Origin of the sequence: Oceanimonas sp. AH20CE76 (assembly GCF_039654065.1) — a bacterium.
Taxonomy (GTDB): domain Bacteria; phylum Pseudomonadota; class Gammaproteobacteria; order Enterobacterales; family Aeromonadaceae; genus Oceanimonas; species Oceanimonas smirnovii.
This window is the reverse complement of the sequence record NZ_CP155481.1, coordinates 2,264,390-2,280,203: the sequence shown is the minus strand read 5'-3', so window position 1 is coordinate 2,280,203 and position 15,814 is coordinate 2,264,390. Positions and strand designations below refer to the sequence as shown.

16 protein-coding genes and 1 tRNA gene are annotated in these 15,814 nt (G+C 55.5%); 14 read left to right on the top strand and 3 right to left on the bottom strand.

The annotated features are described in order from the left end of the window. The first annotated feature begins 202 nt into the window (after positions 1-202). From N2M06_RS11085 to suhB, 4 genes are all read left to right on the top strand, one after another. Positions 203-589, top strand: a complete 387-nt coding sequence (locus N2M06_RS11085; protein ID WP_317075225.1) for a NirD/YgiW/YdeI family stress tolerance protein — start codon at positions 203-205, stop codon at positions 587-589. A gap of 95 nt (positions 590-684) precedes the next feature. Continuing rightward, positions 685-2,079 carry a tRNA 5-hydroxyuridine modification protein YegQ gene (gene yegQ, locus N2M06_RS11080; protein ID WP_346350780.1) on the top strand — a complete coding sequence of 465 codons (1,395 nt, stop codon included), beginning with the start codon at positions 685-687 and terminating at the stop codon, positions 2,077-2,079. Beyond that, positions 2,063-2,314 (top strand): YfhL family 4Fe-4S dicluster ferredoxin, encoded by a 252-nt coding sequence (locus N2M06_RS11075; RefSeq protein WP_019934251.1) that lies wholly within the window; start codon positions 2,063-2,065, stop codon positions 2,312-2,314. Before yegQ ends, N2M06_RS11075 begins: the two co-directional genes overlap by 17 nt. 170 nt (positions 2,315-2,484) lie before the next feature. Further along, entirely contained in the window at positions 2,485-3,288 is an 804-nt protein-coding gene (gene suhB, locus N2M06_RS11070; protein WP_026344730.1) for an inositol-1-monophosphatase, read from the top strand. A 151-nt stretch (positions 3,289-3,439) separates the two neighbouring features. Here suhB and rdgC read toward each other — a convergent pair whose 3' ends face one another. Beyond that, positions 3,440-4,348, bottom strand: a complete 909-nt coding sequence (gene rdgC, locus N2M06_RS11065) for a recombination-associated protein RdgC (RefSeq protein ID WP_317075226.1) — start codon at positions 4,346-4,348, stop codon at positions 3,440-3,442. A 174-nt stretch (positions 4,349-4,522) separates the two neighbouring features. On the opposite strand from rdgC, the gene N2M06_RS11060 reads away from it, so the two are divergent. From N2M06_RS11060 to N2M06_RS11040, 5 genes are all read left to right on the top strand, one after another. Continuing rightward, positions 4,523-4,954 (top strand): N-acetyltransferase, encoded by a 432-nt coding sequence (locus N2M06_RS11060; RefSeq protein ID WP_019934248.1) that lies wholly within the window; start codon positions 4,523-4,525, stop codon positions 4,952-4,954. Positions 4,955-5,047: 93 nt separating this feature from the next. Further along, positions 5,048-5,737 (top strand): phosphate regulon transcriptional regulator PhoB, encoded by a 690-nt coding sequence (gene phoB, locus N2M06_RS11055; RefSeq protein WP_019934247.1) that lies wholly within the window; start codon positions 5,048-5,050, stop codon positions 5,735-5,737. Between the two features lie 6 nt (positions 5,738-5,743). Beyond that, positions 5,744-7,069, top strand: a complete 1,326-nt coding sequence (phoR, locus tag N2M06_RS11050; protein ID WP_019934246.1) for a phosphate regulon sensor histidine kinase PhoR — start codon at positions 5,744-5,746, stop codon at positions 7,067-7,069. Between the two features lie 86 nt (positions 7,070-7,155). Next, positions 7,156-8,124, top strand: coding sequence for a phosphate ABC transporter substrate-binding protein PstS family protein (locus tag N2M06_RS11045; RefSeq protein ID WP_019934245.1), 969 nt, complete (start codon positions 7,156-7,158; stop codon positions 8,122-8,124). Positions 8,125-8,328: 204 nt separating this feature from the next. Next, a complete protein-coding gene (locus N2M06_RS11040; RefSeq protein ID WP_019934244.1) occupies positions 8,329-8,790 on the top strand; it encodes a GNAT family N-acetyltransferase in 462 nt (153 codons plus the stop codon). A gap of 48 nt (positions 8,791-8,838) precedes the next feature. Here the strand turns inward: N2M06_RS11040 and N2M06_RS11035 are convergent. After that, positions 8,839-8,915, bottom strand: a tRNA-Pro gene (locus N2M06_RS11035). A 167-nt stretch (positions 8,916-9,082) separates the two neighbouring features. On the opposite strand from N2M06_RS11035, the gene tadA reads away from it, so the two are divergent. Then, positions 9,083-9,568, top strand: coding sequence for a tRNA adenosine(34) deaminase TadA (gene tadA / locus N2M06_RS11030; RefSeq protein WP_346350779.1), 486 nt, complete (start codon positions 9,083-9,085; stop codon positions 9,566-9,568). A gap of 3 nt (positions 9,569-9,571) precedes the next feature. On the opposite strand, the gene N2M06_RS11025 is transcribed toward tadA, so the two are convergent. Next, positions 9,572-10,072: an ACT domain-containing protein gene (locus N2M06_RS11025; protein ID WP_346350778.1), complete on the bottom strand. Its 501-nt coding sequence runs from the start codon at positions 10,070-10,072 to the stop codon at positions 9,572-9,574. Positions 10,073-10,227: 155 nt separating this feature from the next. On the opposite strand from N2M06_RS11025, the gene N2M06_RS11020 reads away from it, so the two are divergent. From N2M06_RS11020 to phoU, 4 genes are read left to right on the top strand one after another with little or no spacing between them, the layout of a single operon-like run. Next, entirely contained in the window at positions 10,228-12,447 is a 2,220-nt protein-coding gene (locus N2M06_RS11020; RefSeq protein ID WP_346350777.1) for an ABC transporter permease subunit, read from the top strand. An 11-nt stretch (positions 12,448-12,458) separates the two neighbouring features. Beyond that, positions 12,459-14,108, top strand: coding sequence for a phosphate ABC transporter permease PstA (gene pstA / locus N2M06_RS11015; RefSeq protein ID WP_346350776.1), 1,650 nt, complete (start codon positions 12,459-12,461; stop codon positions 14,106-14,108). Between the two features lie 33 nt (positions 14,109-14,141). Beyond that, positions 14,142-14,954, top strand: coding sequence for a phosphate ABC transporter ATP-binding protein PstB (pstB, locus tag N2M06_RS11010; protein ID WP_019934239.1), 813 nt, complete (start codon positions 14,142-14,144; stop codon positions 14,952-14,954). A gap of 10 nt (positions 14,955-14,964) precedes the next feature. Next, entirely contained in the window at positions 14,965-15,669 is a 705-nt protein-coding gene (gene phoU, locus N2M06_RS11005) for a phosphate signaling complex protein PhoU (protein ID WP_019934238.1), read from the top strand. Positions 15,670-15,814: the final 145 nt, after the last annotated feature.

Here is a 15,814-nt window from a genome sequence, read left to right as displayed (position 1 = left end):
CCGGCAAATACCGGCGGGCTTTTTTTGTTGCATGCCCGGTGTTAACCGAATGGACTGATGCCTCATTGACGCACCATATGACCAGAACTGTCCCACAGGTTTCTCTTTTCAGCATGTCTTTGGCTGTGACTGCCGCCTGCGACCATTTCCTTCGCAACCACTCCCTATATTGGCGTTTCATCACAGTGGCAGGAGTTCTATTATGCGCAAGGTTTCTCTTTTCAGTCTGGCAGGACTGCTGTGGCTGACCCTGGCCCCGGCTCAGGCTCATGACAACTGGCATTACGACCAGGATCGTGAATATCGTGATAATTACCGTGAGCGGCTGCCCATCACCAGCGTGGCCGAAGCCAAACATCTGCGGGATGACAGCCGCATAATTCTGTCCGGGCATATCGTACGCCGGCTCGATGACGACGAGTTTCTGTTCAGTGACGGCACCGGCACCATCAAAATAGAAATGGATGACGACGACTGGCGTAAACTGCGCCGCCACCGCCGGGGCAGAATTCTGATCTGGGCCGAAGTCGACAGGGACGACGGTCGCAATGAGCTGGAGGTGGAGCGGGTACGCCCGGCTTATCGGTAACGGTATGCTCGAAATCAGGGGAACATAAGAGTAAGATACCGGCCCCGGCTGCCATCAGGTGGCGGCCTGCTGACCTGACATCAGACGAGAACCTTATGTTTGTACCCGAATTACTTTCTCCCGCCGGCTCGCTCAAGAACATGCGCTATGCCTTTGCCTATGGTGCCGATGCCGTATATGCGGGCCAGCCCCGCTACTCCCTGCGGGTGCGCAACAACGAATTCAACCACGAAAACCTGCAGATAGGCATTAACGAAGCCCATGCGCTGGGCAAAAAGTTCTATGTGGTGGTCAATATTCAGCCTCACAACGCCAAGCTGAAAACCTTTCTGCGCGACATGAAACCCGTGGTCGACATGGGCCCCGATGCGCTGATCATGTCCGATCCGGGTCTTATCATGCTGGTGCGTGAGCATTTTCCCGACATGCCCATTCACCTGTCGGTGCAGGCCAACGCCGTTAACTGGGCCTCGGTCAAGTTCTGGCAGGATTACGGCATTGAGCGGGTGATTTTGTCCCGGGAGCTGTCGCTGGAAGAGATTGAAGAAATTCGCAGCCACTGTCCCACCATAGAGCTGGAAGTGTTTGTGCACGGCGCTTTGTGTATGGCCTATTCCGGACGCTGCCTGCTGTCGGGCTATATCAACAAGCGCGATCCCAACCAGGGTACCTGCACCAACGCCTGCCGCTGGGAATACAAAGTGCATGAGGCCAAGGAAGACGACGCCGGCCAGATAGTGCACAAGCAGGAGCCGATTCTGGTGCAGCCGGTAGAAAGCGACATCAGCCCCACTCTGGGTGCCGGCAAGCCCCATGACGAGCCGGTGCTGCTGGAAGAAGGCAACCGTCCGGGCGAGTATATGGCCGCCTATGAAGACGAGCACGGCACCTACATCATGAACTCCAAGGATCTGCGCGCGGTGCAGTATGTGGAGCGCCTGACCAGTATGGGTGTGCATTCACTGAAAATTGAAGGCCGTACCAAGTCCTTCTATTACGTGGCCCGCACCGCTCAGGTGTACCGCAAGGCTATTGACGATGCGGTGGCCGGCAAGCCCTTTGATACCACTCTGATGAGCACCCTGGAAAACCTGGCGCATCGCGGCTATACCGAAGGCTTTTTGAAGCGTCATGCTCACGGCGACTACCAGAACTACGACTACGGCTACTCTGTGTCCACCAGCCAGCAGTTTGTGGGCGAGATCACCAAGCGCGACGGCGGCTGGGTAGAAGTGGAAGTGAAAAACAAGTTCCTGGTGGGCAACAGCCTAGAGCTGATGACGCCGAAGGGCAACATCACCTTTACCCTGGAGCAAATGAAAAACCGCAAGGGCGAGCAGGTGGACGTGGCCCCGGGTAACGGCCATGTCATGTATATTCCCATCGACGCCGACATTGATGTGACCTACGGCATTCTGATGCGCAACCTGGGTGAACAGCAGGACACCCGCAACCCTCATGTGAAGCAGGCTGATGGCGCTGTTAATTAAGGACAACTGCATCAACTGCGACATGTGCGAGCCGGAGTGCCCGAACGGTGCCATTTATTACGGTCCGGAGATCTACGAGATAGACCCGGACCTGTGCACCGAGTGTGTGGGCCATTACGACAAGCCCACCTGCATCAGTGTTTGTCCCATCGACTGCATTATTAACGATCCGGAACATCAGGAAACCGAAGAGCAGCTCTGGGACAAATTTGTGGTGCTGCATCATCAGGCATAGTGGTCGCGTCTTTATACTCCCGGCACAGACCAGGCCAAGGTGCTGCCTGTGCCCTTGTTACTGCTCGCAGACGGTTTAACAGCCATTCATATTAATCCTTGCCTGCCATGGGCACGCTGGTATAATTCGCGCTCGAATTTTGTTCTTTAACATCAAGTGGGTCTTCTCATATGCATCCGATGCTGAATATTGCGGTACGCGCTGCGCGTAACGCCGGTCAGGTTATCGTCAAGGGTTTTGCCAATCCGGACAATCTGGAAACTCGTCAAAAGGGCCAGAATGATTTCGTTACCAATGTCGATCTTGACGCGGAAAGTGCCGTAATAAACACCATTCGCAAGTCTTACCCCGAGCACACCATTATTGGTGAAGAGTGCGGTGAGCTGACGGGCAGCAACCCGGATTATCAGTGGATTATCGACCCCCTTGATGGCACGACCAACTTCATGAAAGGCATTCCTCATTTTGCCGTTTCCATCGCCCTGCGCGTAAAAGGCCGCACCGAGCAGGCGGTTGTTTACGATCCCATTCGTGATGAACTCTTTACCGCCAGCCGCGGATCCGGCGCTCAGCTTAACGGCTACCGCATTCGCACCGGCAAGGCCAAAGATCTGACCAATACCGTGCTGGCCACCGGTTTTCCGTTCAAACAAAAGCACCAGACTGATGCCTATCTGGCCATGTTCAAGGGCATGTTCCTGCAGTGTGCCGACATTCGCCGTGCCGGTGCCGCCAGCCTGGATCTGGTTTATGTGGCCGCCGGCCGGGTAGACGGTTACTGGGAGCTGGGCCTCAAGCCCTGGGACACCGCCGCCGGCAGTCTGATCGCCCGGGAAGCCGGTGCCATCGTGACCGACTTTGTAGGTGGCCACAACTTTGACCGCAGCGGCAACGTGGTCTGCGCCAATCCCAAGGTACTGAAAAGCATGCTGTCCACCATTCGCGAGCATCTGCCCGAATCCCTGGCCAACTAAGTCCGGTTTGCAGCAGATATTCAAGGCCCCGCCAGCGAGCGGGGCTTTTTTATGGCTGGAGCTCAGGGACTGAGCGCGGAATCTGTATGTTGCAGGCCCACGTTTGGGGGGCAAAAAGAGGTGTCTGGCGGCGGGCTGTAGCTGAGTCCGATTAACGGCTTTCTTCCCCCCCCATGGCGTCAATCAGCTCGGGAATAAAACGGGACAGTTCGCCGGTGACCAGGGCAAAGTCGGCGTCAAAGCGGGCAGCGGCATCTTCGCTGGTTACGTCATCGTTCTGCTCGCGCAGCTCTTCGGAAAACTTGAGCCGCTTGATGCTCATGTCATCGCCGATAATAAAGCTGATGGTCTCGCTCCAGTTCAGCGCCAGCTTGGTCACCAGTTTGTCGGCGTCGAGGTGGGCTTTCATTTCATCGCTCAGCAAATCCTGCTGCTTGGCGCGAATAATACCACCGTGCTCCAGTGCCGAGCGCAGTTCGGCTTCATCTTCCAGCGCAAAGCCGGCGGGAGCGGCACCTTCTTTAAGCCAGTCGGTCAGGGTCAGCTCCGGAGGCGTGGTCATGGCCAGAGGCACCACCGGCAGGCTGCCGATACACTTGCGCAGCAGCGCCAGCAGATCTTCGGCACGCTTGGCGGAGCTGGCATCTACGGCAATAAAGCCGTCATCAGGGTTAATCCAGGCCCAGGTTTGCTGAAAGCGGCTGAAGGCGCGGGGCAGCAGGCTGACAATCACTTCTTCCTTGATGGCATCTTTTTCTTTTTTCTTCAGGGCCCGGCCCTGTTCCGCTTCCAGAGACTCCACTTTTTCAGCGACTTCATCATTGACCACAGAGCCCGGCAGCATTTTTTCTTCTTTTTTGGCACAGAGCAAAATCTGATTGCCGGCGCTGTGGGTCAGGGCCTGGCCCTGCTTGCCCAGCGGGGAAATCCAGCCAAACTTGGCTTGTTCCTGGCTGCCGCAAGGGCTGAAAGTCATGCTCTCCAGCTGGGTTTCCAGCTCCTCGAGGCTGAGTTCAAAGGGGCGGGTAAAACGGTAAACTTGCAGATTCTTAAACCACATGGCGTCCTCGGTCATGAGCCGAAAAACAGGCATTGTACTGTAATCCGACTTTGTGATCAGTGGTTCATTACCGAATGATAAATGCGGACCCTGCTCACAGAGGTGAACAAATTCGCGCGCCGGCCGGCTGCGAGTCCATACAATGACGTTATCAGCGGGGGCGGAGGAAAGGGAATGATACGACAGGCCAGGCCGGAAGATACCGATGCCATCCTGGATGTCTGGTTGCTGGCATCCTTGCAGGCTCACGATTTTGTGCCTGCCGCCTACTGGTGGCAGCAGCAGGAACAGATGCGGGCCCGCTATCTGCCCTCGGCAGAAGTGTGGGTGTGCGAGCGGGAAGGGCATATACAGGGGTTTATTGCGTTGGCAGATAATTATCTGGCGGCGCTGTTTGTTCGTCCGGACTGCCAGCAAAAAGGCATTGGCCGGGCCCTGATGGCCACCGCCAAACGCCGTCGCAAGCAGCTGATCTTAAACGTATATTGTGAAAACGATATCGCAGTGAACTTCTATCGTCAGCACGGTTTTACCGTTACTGATGAAAGCACGGATCCGGGCACAGGCCAGCCACAGCTGTGCATGGGCTTTAATACCGCCTTATAAATGAAACCTTTGCGTCATGGTTTCATAAAAATGTCATACTTGCTTCCAATAATGGGTTCCATCCAAAAGACCCATCTCAAGAGGCAAGGGAAAATGACACGGAAAATACTGGTGGTTGAGGATGAAGCACCCATTCGTGAAATGTTGTGTTTCGTGCTGGAAGAAAAAGGATTTGCAACGCAGGAAGCCGAAGACTACAACCAGGCTCTGGAGCTGATTAAAGAGCCTTATCCTGAGCTTATTCTGCTCGACTGGATGCTGCCCGGTGGCAGTGGTATTCAGCTTATCAAACATCTGAAGCAAGACGAGCTGACCCGTCAGATCCCGGTGATCATGCTGACCGCCCGGGCTGAAGAAGAAGACAAAATCAAGGGCCTGGATGTGGGTGCCGATGATTACATTACCAAGCCGTTTTCACCCAAAGAACTCACTTCCCGCCTGAAGGCAGTATTGCGCCGGGTGGCACCGACCTCGGTGGAAGATGTGATTGAAGTGCAGGGACTGCGGCTGGATCCGCTGAGCCATCGCGTCAGTACTGACAGCCAGCAACTTGAGATGGGGCCGACCGAATTCAAACTGTTGCACTTCTTTATGACGCATCCGGAGCGGGTTTACAGCCGCGAACAACTGCTCAATAACGTCTGGGGCACCAATGTATTTGTGGAAGACCGTACCGTGGATGTGCATATTCGCCGGCTGCGCAAGGCTATTTCTGCCGGTGGCCATGACCAGCTGATTCAGACGGTACGGGGTGCCGGCTACCGTTTTTCCGTTCGCCTCTGAGGCTTTATGCAGCAACAAACATCCGGCCAAAGCCGCTGGTGGCGCTGGGCGCTGTTTTATTCCGTGCTGGGCTTTGCCGGCTTGCTGGCGGGCAACCTGGCGGCCGGTCTGCTGGCTGGCACCATCATACAGCTGTTTTTGCACTACCGTTCCCAGCGTCGCTTATCGATATGGCTGTGGCAGGATCGTAGCCTGACCCCACCGGAAGGAAAGGGCAGCTGGGAAGGAATCTTTAACGGTATTTACCGGTTACAGCAGCGTCAGCGAGCCCGGCGGCGTGAGCTGGCACGACTGGTGCGCCGGTTTCGGGAAGGTGCCGAGGCCCTGCCCGATGCTGCCGTGGTGATTCGCCGCGATGGCAGTATTATCTGGTGTAACAAGCTGGCTCAGCAGCTGCTCGGGTTTCGCTGGCCCGACGATGCCGGCCAGCATATCGGCAACCTGATTCGCATGCCGGTATTTATTGCTTACCTGAAGCGGGCAGACTTTCGTGAGCCGCTGGAAATGCCTTCTCCCCTAAGTGAAGAGCGGCTGCTGGAATGCCGCATCATGCCTTATACCGATGATCAGGCGCTGCTGGTGGTGCGGGACGTGACCCGGTTGCGCAGTCTGGAGCAGGTGCGCAAGTCCTTTGTAGCCAACGTGTCCCATGAGTTGCGCACGCCGCTGACGGTATTAAAAGGCTACCTGGAAATGCTGGAAGAGCTGCCTTCTGCGCAGCGCTGGCAGAAAACACAAGGGGTGTTACTGGAGCAGACCCAGCGCATGGACGCCCTGGTCAATCAGCTGATGACCCTGACCCGCTATGAAGCTGCCACTCAGCCCGACTTCAGCAAGGTAGTGGATATGCCGGCCATGCTGCATATGCTGGAGCAGGAAGCCGTGGCTCTGAGCGGCGAGAGACAACATACCTTCAGCTTTGATGTCGAACCCGGTCTCAAGGTGCGAGGTGAGCCGGAGCAGTTGCGCAGCGCCGTCTCCAATCTGGTGTATAACGCCGTGCGTCACACACCGGCAGGCAGCCATATTGTGGTGGAATGGAAGCGGGCAGGAGAGGCCGGCCGTTTTGCCGTGACCGACAACGGCGAGGGCATAGCCCCGGAGCACATTGCCCGCCTGACCGAGCGTTTCTACCGGGTTGACAAGGCCCGCAGTCGTCAGACCGGCGGCTCCGGGCTCGGGCTTGCCATCGTGAAACATGCACTCAGCCACCATGACAGCCATCTTGAAATCAGCAGCCGCGCCGGTAAAGGCAGTTGTTTCAGCTTTGTCTTGCCTGCCCGGCTGCTGGTTACCGACAGCAGCCAGAGAGTAACTGACACCCTGTCATAAAACCGTCATCAGGGTTTCATAGCATTGTCATTGCCGGCAACCATACTGGCCGCGTCTTGAAAGACCGAACTTACTGGAGATTAAGGATGAAACTGAACAAACTGGCAACTGTACTGGGTTTAACATTCACCATGGCCGCTGCCTCAGCTGCTGCTGCCGTAGATGAATCGCTGAAGGATTATGAGAAAGTCAGTGGTGTATCCGGTAACGTGTCTTCTGTCGGCTCCGACACCCTGGCCAATATGATGACCCTGTGGGCGGAAGAATTTAAGCGCCAGTATCCTAACGTCAACGTGCAAATTCAGGCAGCCGGCTCTTCTACCGCGCCGCCGGCCCTCACCGAGGGTACCTCCCAGTTCGGCCCCATGAGCCGCGCCATGAAGAGCAATGAAATTGAAGCCTTTGAAAAGCGTCATGGTTACAAGCCCACGCCCATTCGTGTGGCCATTGATGCGCTGGCCGTGTTCGTCCACAAAGACAATCCGATTGACGGCCTGAGCCTGGATCAGGTGGATGCCATTTTCTCCAGCACCCTGGCCTGCGGCATGGCCGAGCAAATTACCCAGTGGGGTCAGGCCGGTCTGGATGGTGACTGGAGCAACCGTGATATTCAGCTTTATGGCCGCAACTCTGTGTCCGGCACCTACGGTTATTTCAAGGACGAGGCGCTGTGTAAAGGTGATTTCAAGAACAACGTAAATGAGCAGCCCGGCTCTGCGTCCGTGGTACAGTCAGTGTCTTCTTCCCTGAATGCCATCGGGTATTCCGGTCTGGGTTACAGCACGTCCAGTGTACGTGCCGTTCCTCTGGCACCGGCCGGCTCTGCTGATTATGTGGAAGCCAATGCCGATAACGCCATCAGCGGCGACTATCCGCTGTCACGCTTTCTGTATGTTTATGTGAACAAGCACCCGAACAAGCCTCTGGGACCGATGGAAGCCGAGTTCGTCAAGCTGATGCTGTCTAAACAGGGCCAGCAGATTGTTGATAAAGACGGCTATGTGCCTGTGCCCGCTGCCGTAGTAGAAGCGGATCTCAAGAAGCTGGGTCTGTAAGGTTTTACTGTTTCGTTATGGTTGTTGTTTGCGCCCCGGCTGGTCCGGGGCTTTTTTATGTTCATTAACAGGGCTTTGTTAGTCCAATAGTATAAGAAATCGGCTTAAGCGTCAGAAACTGGCTGCCAGACCACTTTTTTCTTGGCAGTAACTGTGGCTATATAGAGAAGGAAGCATGTAAGCAGTATCTACGCAGGAGCAATTATGGAAATCAGGACGATCCACAGTGGTGAAACGGGCAGTATCTGGCAGTTGTTCCACGATACCGTGCACCGGATCAGTCAGGCCGATTACAGTGAAAGTGAGCGGGCGGTCTGGGCACCTGAGGATTATGACGAGCCGCGCTGGGTCAGCCGTTTTATACGCACCCGGCCTTTGGTGGCAATGGAAGGAAAGCGGCTGCTTGGTTTTGCCGAGCTGGACGATGACGGCCGTATTGACTTGTTTTATGTGCATCATGACAGGCAGGGGGAAGGCATAGGTCGTGCCCTGATGCAGCGACTCAAGGCCGAAGCCGCATCAAGAGGGCTGAGCCGTCTGTATTGTGATGCCAGCATTAATGCCCGGCCTTTTTTTGAGGCCATGGGTTTTATTGAAGTAGAGCAGCGCCGGCTTGAGCGTCATGGCCAGCCGGTGCAGGTGCTGTTGATGGAGTACAAGGCATAACACAACAAAAAAGCCCACTGCATTGCAGTGGGCTTTTTCAGGATGATTTGGTCGGCGTGAGAGGATTTGAACCTCCGACCCCTGACACCCCATGACAGTGCGCTACCAGGCTGCGCTACACGCCGAATCGAGTGCAACTATAAAGATCTGCCTGCTTTGCTGCAAGCCCTGTTTCAGGCTTTTGTGTTCGTTTGTCGCTTTATTGCCCGTGCTGGCGGTTTTTACGGCTGTTTTTTGCTTTGCTTGCAGCCGGGCCGGCTTTTGCCATAATAGCCGCCTTCAGGAGGCGGTAATGAACGAGCAAGATGAATACTGGATGCGCCGGGCCATGGCGCTGGCAATGCGGGCCGAGCAGGAAGGAGAAGTGCCGGTAGGGGCCCTGGTGGTGCACAACGGGCACTGTGTGGGTGAGGGCTGGAACCGCTCCATCGGCCATCACGATGCCACCGCTCATGCCGAGATTATGGCGCTGCGTCAGGCTGGCGCACATTTAGGTAATTATCGCCTGCTGGAATGTACACTCTATGTGACTCTGGAGCCTTGCATCATGTGTGCCGGGGCCATGGTGCACAGCCGCATTCAGCGTTTGATCTACGGTGCCAGTGACGCCAAAACCGGCGCCGTGGATTCAGTGCTGCAACTGCTGGCCACGCCCGGGCTGAATCATCGCATTGACTGGCAGTCGGGGGTACTGGCTGAGCCGTGTTCCGCCCAGCTGAGTGCTTTTTTCAAGCGCCGGCGGGCCGAAAAAAAAGCCGCCCGCCAGCAGACCGGCTGACGGTTATATCAGCTCAATATCTACTACCAGATCATCACTCAGGGCTTCCAGCCGGGTTTGCAGATCTTCCAGGGTCTGACCGTGAGGCAGCGTCAGGGTACTTTGTGCTTCAAACAGGGCAATGCCGGTAATGGCAGCGGGATGGCTGTCTGTTTTCAGGGTTTTGACACTGATATTCAGGCTGTTAATGATGTCGGTGACCTCGTCGATGATACCGACCCTGTCATTGGCAGTGACGGTCAGTTTTAACCGCTGGCCATGGGGGGCAGGCCCTTTCCCTTCCACCAGCTGGACCTGAAAGTCCGGCAGTGACAGCAGCGCCTGTTCCAGTGCCTCGCTGTGCTCGGCGGGCACCTGTATTTCCACAATACCGGCAAAATAGCCGGCCAGTTCGCTCATGGCGCTGCTCTGCCAGCTGCCGTAGTGCCGGCGCACCAGTGCAGCCAGCTGCCTTACCAGCCCGGTTTTATCGGGACCTATCAGGGTGGCGACCAGGGTTTTCATACCTTCTCTCCTTGATGAATGAAACCATTTCATTGTTCAAGATACACGCCACCGGTTTTTTTTACAGGCTGGTGGCCCGCTTTTGTGCTCTGTAACAAAATTGTCATTTCATCGCCATAGAATGCGTGCAGTTGCAAAGCAAACGGAGTGACTGCATGTCAACCCAGACTCAAACCATGGCCCTGACCGGCAGCCGCAAGCGCTGGCTCAAGGACAGAGCAGCCCGTATGGGCGTAACCGCCGGCGGCATTATTGTACTGGTGGCCCTGCTGCTTATCTTTTTCTATTTGTTGTATGTGGTAAAACCGATTTTTAACGGAGCCAAGGTGACGCCGGCGGGGGAGTTTGCCCTTGCCGGAGATAAAGCACCGTTGCTGCTGGGAGTGGAGGAGCAGAACGAGCAGGCCTTTACTTTTTCGGCCCTCGGCGATATTCACTTTTATTCCCTGCGGCAAAACGGGGCGCTGCTGGCCAGCGAGTTGGTGCCCGGAAACATCACCACGGCCGCGGCCAACGATGGCAAGCCCATGGTGGCCTATGGTTTTGATAACGGTTCCATACGGGTGCTGGCACCCAAATTTGATGTCAGCTATCCCGATAATGTGCGCACCATTACCCCCGGCATCACTCAGCCTTTTGGTGCAGCGCCGCTGCAGGTGGACGAACAGGGCAGGGCGCTTGAGCGGCTGAGCTTTGCGACCAATGGTGAGGATCTGCTGACTGCAGCCGTAGTGGCCGGCGGTGATATGGTGCTGACCCGCTTTGCCGGCAAGGAAAACTTTCTCACCGGTGAACTTGAGCTGACGCCGACTCAGGTCGCGATTCCCGGTTTGCCGGCCCGGGTAGATCAGATGCTGGTCACGCCAAATCTGCGTTTTATGTTTGTACGCAGTGGCAATGAAGTGTCGGTATATGATGTGCGTAACATCAATCAGGTACGGCTGCGTTCTGTCATTTCCATGAATGCACCGGGGGGGAATATCAGCACCATGATATTGCTGGCCGGCGGCAATTCCTTGCTGGTTGGCAATGATAACGGCGTTGTGTCTCAGTGGTTTGAAGTGGCCAAAGACGGTAAACGCGAGTTTACCTTCATTCGTGAGTTTGAAGCCGCAGGACCGGTAGCGCAGATAGCCAATGAAATTAACCGTAAGGGCTTTGTGACTGTCAGTACCCGGGGTGATATCGATATTTTCCATACCACGGGTGACAGTCATCTCTTCTCGGACACCCTGGCTGGTGCAAACGTCTCGTCCCTTGCCCTGTCTCCGCGTAATAATCTGCTGTTGCTGGAGCAAAATAATCGTCTGGCTTTCTTTGAGGTGGAGAATGAGCATCCGGAAGTGACCTGGAAAGCGCTGTGGACCAAAGTCTGGTATGAAGGCTATCCCGAACCCCAGTTTGTGTGGCAGTCCACCTCCGGCAGCAGTGATTTTGAAGCCAAACTGAGTCTGGTGCCTATTTCCTTCGGGACCCTGAAAGCGGCCTTTTATGCGCTGCTGTTTGCAGTGCCCATCGCCATTGCCGGTGCGGTTTATACCGCTTATTTCATGTCGCCCGGGTTGCGCAAGGTAGTCAAGCCGACGGTAGAAATCATGGAAGCCCTGCCCACCGTCATTCTCGGTTTTCTGGCTGGTCTCTGGCTGGCACCCTTAATTGAAACGCATCTGCCCGGTGTGGTGCTGGTGCTGGTGCTGATGCCAGCGGCCATGCTGCTGACTGCCTTTGGCTGGCGCTTTTTACCGAAGCGGCTGCGCAATGCCGTGCCCGAAGGCTGGCACAGTCTGGTGTTGCTGCCGGTGGTGGTGCTGGTGGGCTGGGCCTGTTTTGCTTTCAGTCCGGCAGTAGAAAACCTGTTGTTTGGCGGTGATGCCCGCAGTTTTCTGACCAACGAGCTGGGCGTGGGCTTTGATCAGCGCAACTCTCTGGTGGTGGGCATTGCCATGGGCTTTGCCGTTATTCCTACCATTTTCTCTATTGCTGAAGACGCCGTGTTTTCGGTGCCCCGGCATCTCACCAACGGCTCTCTGGCATTGGGCGCAACGTCATGGCAGACCCTGACCCGGGTGGTCATGCTGACCGCCAGCCCGGGAATTTTCTCGGCGGTCATGATGGGGCTGGGCCGGGCCGTAGGGGAAACCATGATAGTACTGATGGCCACCGGCAATACGCCGGTGATGGACTTAAGTATTTTTAACGGCATGCGTACCCTGGCGGCCAATATAGCGGTGGAAATGCCGGAAGCGGAAGTAAACAGCTCTCACTACCGGGTGTTGTTCCTGGCGGCCTTTGTGTTGTTTGTGTTTACCTTCCTGTTCAATACGATTGCGGAGTTCGTGCGTCAGCGGCTGCGTGACAAGTACAGCTCAATGTAAGGGGCGATACGATGAATAAATGGTTCAAATCAGGGAGGCCCTGGATCTGGATGACCGGCGGTGCAGTCAGCCTCAGCCTGGTAGCAGTGCTTGGCCTGTTATTGATGATTGGCTGGCGTGGTCTTACTTACTTCTGGCCGCATACCATCTATGAATGGCAGCTGAGTACGCCGGAAGGAGAGCGCTATACCGTGATCGGTGAAATTCATGATCGTGAACAGGTGCCGGTGGCCCAGCTGCGTGGTGCCGGACTGGCACTTGAAGGGGTGACCAAAGAAAGCCTGACCCGTTATCTGGTAAAAACCGGCAACCGGGAGTTCGTGCCTCTCGATTTTCGCTGGATCCTGGAAACCGACATTATTTCCCGTAGCGAACCGGCAGACCTGGCGGTCATTGAACGTTCTCATAACGGCAATTTTTATGGTTATATTGAACGGGTGCTGGAAAACGGCAGCAGCGTTGCAGGTGATACGCATGAGCAGCTGATATCCCGTATTGCTCGTGTAGACGAGCTGAATGAACGTATGGAAACGCTGCAAAAAGGGGATATTGGCAGCATCAACCATCAGCTTGAGCGGCTGCGGCTGAAACAGCGAGGTCTGGAACTGGACGGAGAGCTGACTGACGATGCGCTGGCCGATATTCGTGCCCGGGAAGAAACCTTGCGTGCTGACTATCGTGTACTGGAAAAAGAGCTGTTTGCCCTGCGTGAACAGGCCCGTCGCGACAGCGTGATAGTACGAGACATGCGTGGTCAGGAGGTGACCATTTCGCTTGGCGAAGTACTGGATGTGGCCTGGCCTAACAACATGAGCCTGCTGGCACAGTCCGGACACTGGTTTACTGCCATCGGCAAGTTTGTGAGCAGTGACCCGCGGGAAGCCAACACCGAAGGTGGTGTATTCCCCGCCATTTTCGGCACTGTGTTCATGGTGATCCTGATGGCCATCATTGTGACCCCGCTGGGAGTGGTGGCCGCTATTTATCTGCATGAGTATGCCGGCAAGAACAGCCTGACCCGGGTTATTCGTATCGCGGTGATTAATCTGGCCGGTGTACCGTCCATTGTATACGGTGTGTTTGGCCTGGGCTTTTTCGTGTACATGCTAGGCGGCTCTCTCGACCGGCTGTTTTACCCGGAAGCGCTGCCCAGCCCTACCTTTGGCTCGCCCGGCGTGCTGTGGTCGGCGTTGACCCTGGCCATTCTGACCCTGCCGGTGGTGATTGTGTCCACCGAGGAAGGGTTGTCCCGGATTCCCTCCTCGGTACGTCAGGGCTCGCTGGCGCTGGGGGCGACCAAGGCAGAAACCCTCTGGCGCATCATTATTCCCATGGCCAGCCCGGCCATCATGACCGGCCTTATTCTGGCCATTGCCCGGGCTGCGGGTGAGGTAGCACCACTGATGCTGGTGGGAGTGGTTAAGCTGGCACCCAATCTGCCGGTGGACGGCAACTTTCCTTATCTGCATCTGGATCGCAAATTCATGCATCTGGGCTTTCATATTTATGATGTGGGTTTTCAGAGCCCCAATGTTGAGGCGGCCCGCCCCCTGGTATATGCCACTTCATTCCTGCTGGTCACCGTGATTGTGGGGCTTAACCTGACCGCCATCGGTATTCGTAATCATCTGCGTGAAAAATTCCGCTCGCTGGATCAGTAATTCAGCCTGCCAACATTGAAAGAGGTACAAACCATGATTAACCTGGCGACCACTTTGGATCAGGATATTGTTACCGAGGCTCCGTCACTGCAACAGACGGCACTGGAAGTGCGCGGGCTTAATCTGTTCTACGGTGCCAAGCAGGCCTTGTTTGATGTCAACATGAATATCAGCAAAGGGCAGGTCACTGCGTTTATCGGTCCGTCCGGCTGTGGCAAGTCTACCCTGCTGCGTTGTATTAACCGCATGAACGATCTGGTGGAAACCTGCCGCATAGAAGGTGAAATTCTGCTGCATAACCAGAATATCTACGGCAAGGAAGTGGATGTGGCGGCGTTGCGCCGGCAAGTTGGCATGGTGTTTCAGCGTCCCAATCCCTTTCCTAAATCCATTTATGAAAACGTGGTTTACGGCCTGCGGCTGCAGGGCATTAATGATCGCCGCCGGCTGGATGAGGCGGTGGAGCGTTCACTGCGCGGGGCAGCCCTGTGGGATGAAGTAAAGGACCGGCTGCACGACAATGCCTTTGGCCTGTCCGGCGGTCAGCAGCAGCGTCTGGTGATTGCCCGGGCCATTGCTATCGAGCCGGAAGTACTGTTGCTCGATGAGCCCACCTCGGCGCTGGACCCTATTTCAACCCTGGTGATTGAAGAGCTGATCAACACCCTAAAATCTCAATACACTGTGGTGATTGTGACGCACAACATGCAGCAGGCGGCGCGGGTGTCGGATCAGACCGCCTTTATGTATATGGGGGAACTGATTGAGTACGCCGATACCAACACCCTGTTTACCACCCCCAGCAAGAAAAAGACCGAAGACTATATTACCGGTCGATATGGCTAAGGAGCCCGCAATGGATAAGCTGAATCTTAATAAACATATTTCAGGCCAGTTTAATACCGAGCTGGAAGGGGTGCTCAATCAGGTGCTGGTGATGGGCGGGCTGGTAGAGCAGCAGCTGACCGATGCAATTACTGCCATTCATGAGCAGAACATGACCACAGCCCGGCAGATTGTGGCCAACGATCACAAGGTTAATGCGCTGGAAGTGCAGATTGATGAAGAGTGCACCCGCATTATTGCCAAGCGCCAGCCGGCAGCCTCGGATCTTCGTCTGGTGCTGGCCATTATCAAGACCATTACCGATCTGGAGCGTATCGGTGATGTGGCCAAACGCATCGGCATGATGCTGCTCGACAATGCCAATAAAAAGCAGCCGCCGCTGGTGTCCATGGAGAACATGGGCCGGCGTACCGTGCGCATGCTGCACGAGTCGCTTGATGCCTTCGCCCGCATGGATGTGGAGGCGGCCATCGAAGTGCACAAGGAAGATGACAAGGTAGACAGAGAATACGAGTCGATTATTCGCGAGCTGATGACCTTTATGATGGAAGATCCACGTTCCATTCCTCATGTGCTCAATGTGCTCTGGTGCGCCCGCTCTCTGGAACGGGTAGGAGACAGAGTCCAGCACATCTGCGAATACATCATTTATTTCGTGAAGGGAAAAGATGTGCGCCACATCAGTGATGAAGATATTCACAGCATGCTGGACTGAGCAGAACGGGTTTACAACAACGCGCCTCGGCGCGTTTTTTTGTATGCAGACGCGACCAAAGCGCCAAACTGATCCCCGATCCTTGATGGATCCTGAATCAAAGGTTAAAATTCCAGCGCTTTGACCATATGTTTGAATTATAAGT